The sequence below is a fragment of the Mesorhizobium sp. M8A.F.Ca.ET.021.01.1.1 genome, assembly GCF_003998025.1.
Lineage (GTDB): Bacteria > Pseudomonadota > Alphaproteobacteria > Rhizobiales > Rhizobiaceae > Mesorhizobium.
On record NZ_RZSJ01000709.1, the window covers coordinates 1 to 2815 of the forward strand.

4 protein-coding genes are annotated in these 2815 nt (G+C 63.4%); 2 read left to right on the forward strand and 2 right to left on the reverse strand.

Going from position 1 to position 2815, the window contains the following annotated elements:
• Nucleotides 1-45: 45 nt before the first annotated feature.
• Complete coding sequence (locus tag EOA36_RS32620) at nt 46-774, reverse strand: class I SAM-dependent methyltransferase (RefSeq protein WP_127280920.1); 729 nt, start codon at nt 772-774, stop codon at nt 46-48.
• 91 nt (nt 775-865) lie between these two features.
• On the reverse strand, nt 866-1318 hold the full coding sequence (locus tag EOA36_RS32625) for an Lrp/AsnC family transcriptional regulator (RefSeq protein ID WP_127280921.1): 453 nt from the start codon (nt 1316-1318) through the stop codon (nt 866-868).
• A 130-nt stretch (nt 1319-1448) separates the two neighbouring features.
• Between EOA36_RS32625 and EOA36_RS32630 the strand changes: the two genes are divergently transcribed.
• Nucleotides 1449-2354 (forward strand): DMT family transporter, encoded by a 906-nt coding sequence (locus EOA36_RS32630; protein WP_127280922.1) that lies wholly within the window; start codon nt 1449-1451, stop codon nt 2352-2354.
• A gap of 132 nt (nt 2355-2486) precedes the next feature.
• On the forward strand, nt 2487-2815 hold a 329-nt coding region (locus EOA36_RS32635; protein WP_189553467.1), incomplete at its 3' end, for a thiamine phosphate synthase.

Here is a 2815-nt window from a genome sequence, read left to right on the forward strand (position 1 = left end):
AATATGGGCTGGCCGCGACGAGCCTTGCCGGCGGGCTTCGAATAGCTATCGGCGCGCCGAAACCAGCAGGAACATCGGCCGCTCGAGTTCTTCCGCAAGACCCGGCATGGCCGCGATCTGCGCGTCCGTCGGACGGAATTCCTCGACATGCTCGATCGTGAAACCCGTCCCGATCAGCGTGTTGAGCGTGGTGCCGATGGTGCGGTGATGTTTTACCACGCCCTTGGCCAACCAGTCGGTCGTGCGCGGCCCTTCCACCAGATACCGGTCGACAGGCCAGGTCTTTTTCCCCTCGCCATCGATCGACCAACCGGGATTGGTCGGCGCCATGTAGATCGGATGCTCCGTCGAGAAGACAAAATGGCCGCCTGGCGACAGGGCCTGATGCACGGTTCCGAACAGGCGCTCGACATCCGCGACATAGTGCAAGGCGAGCGAACTGTAGGCGAGGTCGAAGCTGGCCCGCGGCAGGCTGAGCTGGTCGAGGTCGGCTCTTTCATAGGTGATGCCCGTGTCCGGGCCGGCAGCTCTGGCCCGGGCAAGCATCTTCTCCGACAGGTCGAGCCCAAGGACATTGCTCGCCCCTTGCCCGTGCGCCCAGCGGCAAAACCAGCCAAAGCCGCAGCCGAGGTCGACGATCCTCAGGCCCGTGACATCAGGCAGCATCGCGCGCAGCGCCGGCCACTCGGCGGCGCCGTCCAGGCCCTCGACCGAGCGGCCGAGCTGGCTGTAGCCCGCGAAGAATTCCGGTTGATCGTAGATGTTCTGCGCCATGTTTTTCTCGCTCTTCAGACAGCCATCTGGCGGAAGACTGACATTTGGTGGACTGGCCGCGCCTTTCCACCATGGCCTCGGGATGTCAAGCTTATGAGCCCAACGGCAACCCCAGTGGCGGCGGCCGCCGCCGGATCGGCTGTGCCTTGATGATGGCGGTGCTGGTCTCGGCCTTGTCGGCGATCCGGTCGAGAATGCCGTCGAGGTCGCCGATCGAGCGCACGAACAGCCGGGCGACGAAACAGTCATCTCCCGTCACCTTGTCGCATTCGCCAAACTCTTCAATCTCCTCGATCAGTTTCTGGACGATGTGCAGCTTGCCCGGCAAAGGTTTGATCCGCACGATCGCCTGCAGCGTATAGCCGAGCGCCAGCGGATCGATCTCGACGGTGAACGCCCGGATGACGCCGCGTTCCTCGAGCCGCCGCAGCCGCTCCGAAACGCTCGGCGACGAAAGCCCGACCTGGGCCGCCAGATCCTTCAGCGAGGTCCGCGCATCCCTGACCAGGATTTCGAGGAGATTTCGGTCGAGATCGTCCAGCATTTCTTTTTCTCGCAGATTCGAGCGGCTGCCTAATATAATTAGGCCACCTCCTCATATAGCCTTCCTGAGGAGATGGAAAGCCTCGACATCACATGAGATTATGCTGGCTCAACGGGTTCAGAGGCTTATCATGAACGATACGGTACGTGGCACGGTCGAAATGTCGGCCGCAATGGCGATCCTGGGAACGATCGGATGGTTCGTCATCATGTCCGGCCAGCCGATCATGGATGTAGTGTTCTGGCGCTGCGCGTTCGGCGCGCTGACGCTGCTCATCATCTGCGCTTCGCTTGGATTGTTGCGCAACAGGCTGTCGTTGCGCATCGTCGGCCTCGCAGCACTTGGGGGCGCGGCGATCGTCATCAACTGGCTGCTCCTGTTTAGCGCATTCTCACGCGCCTCCATCTCGATCGCCACCGCGGTCTACAACACGCAACCCTTCATGCTGGTCGGCTTCGGCGCGCTGTTGTTCGCCGAGCGGCTGACATTGACCAAGCTGACCTGGCTGGCAATCGCCTTCGCCGGCATGGTGCTGATCGTCGGGGCCGCCCCAGACGCCGGCGATGTCGGCACGAACTATTTCGCCGGCATCCTGATGGCCCTGGCCGCCGCCTTTTTCTGGGCTGTCGCGGCCATCGTCACCAAGAAACTCAAGGGCACGCCGCCCCATCTGATCGCGCTCATCCAGGTCTGCGTCGGCGTCGTCATGCTGGCGCCCTTCGCCAATCTCTCGCATCTTCCCGCCGACCCATGGAGCTGGGCCATGCTGGCAACGCTCGGCATCGTCCACACCGGCCTGATGTACATCCTGATGTACGGCGCCATCCAGAAGCTGCCGACGCATCTGCAGGGGTCGCTGTCCTTCATCTATCCGGTCGTTGCCATCCTGGTCGATGTCATCGCTTTCGGCCATCGGCTGCATCTTAGCCAGGTCGTCGGCGCCGCCGCCATCCTGATCGCAGCCGCCGGCATGAACCTCGGCTGGACATTGTGGAAATCGAGACCGTCCGCCGCGAGCCCGCAGCCGATCAAGTAAGGCGGCACGCCGGCTACCCGGCGGTCAAAAAATCCGATCCTGGCTGTCCGCCTGTTCAAAGCGGGCAGTTTGCTCTATGCCGCAATCCAACCATCTTCGCCCGGCATAGGCGAAACCCGGGATCGAAGAACCATGAATGACGCCACGCCTCCCAACCGCTGCCGCATCGTACTGATCGCGCCACCCGGCGTGCCGGCCGCCCGCATCGCGGCCGCGTTCGACGGCGGCGACATCGCCTCGCTGATCCTGCCCGAGAACGGCATGGACGAGGCCTCCTTCCAGGCCTTTGCCGAACAGGTCGTGCCGGCCGCGCAGGCCGCGGGCGTGGCGGTCATCATTGCTGGCGACACCCGCATCGCCGGCCGGGTCCAGGCCGACGGCATCCATGTCGAGGTCTCCAAGGCCGAACTCGCCGAGACGATCGAGCATTTCCAGGCGAAAATGATGGTCGGCACCGGCGG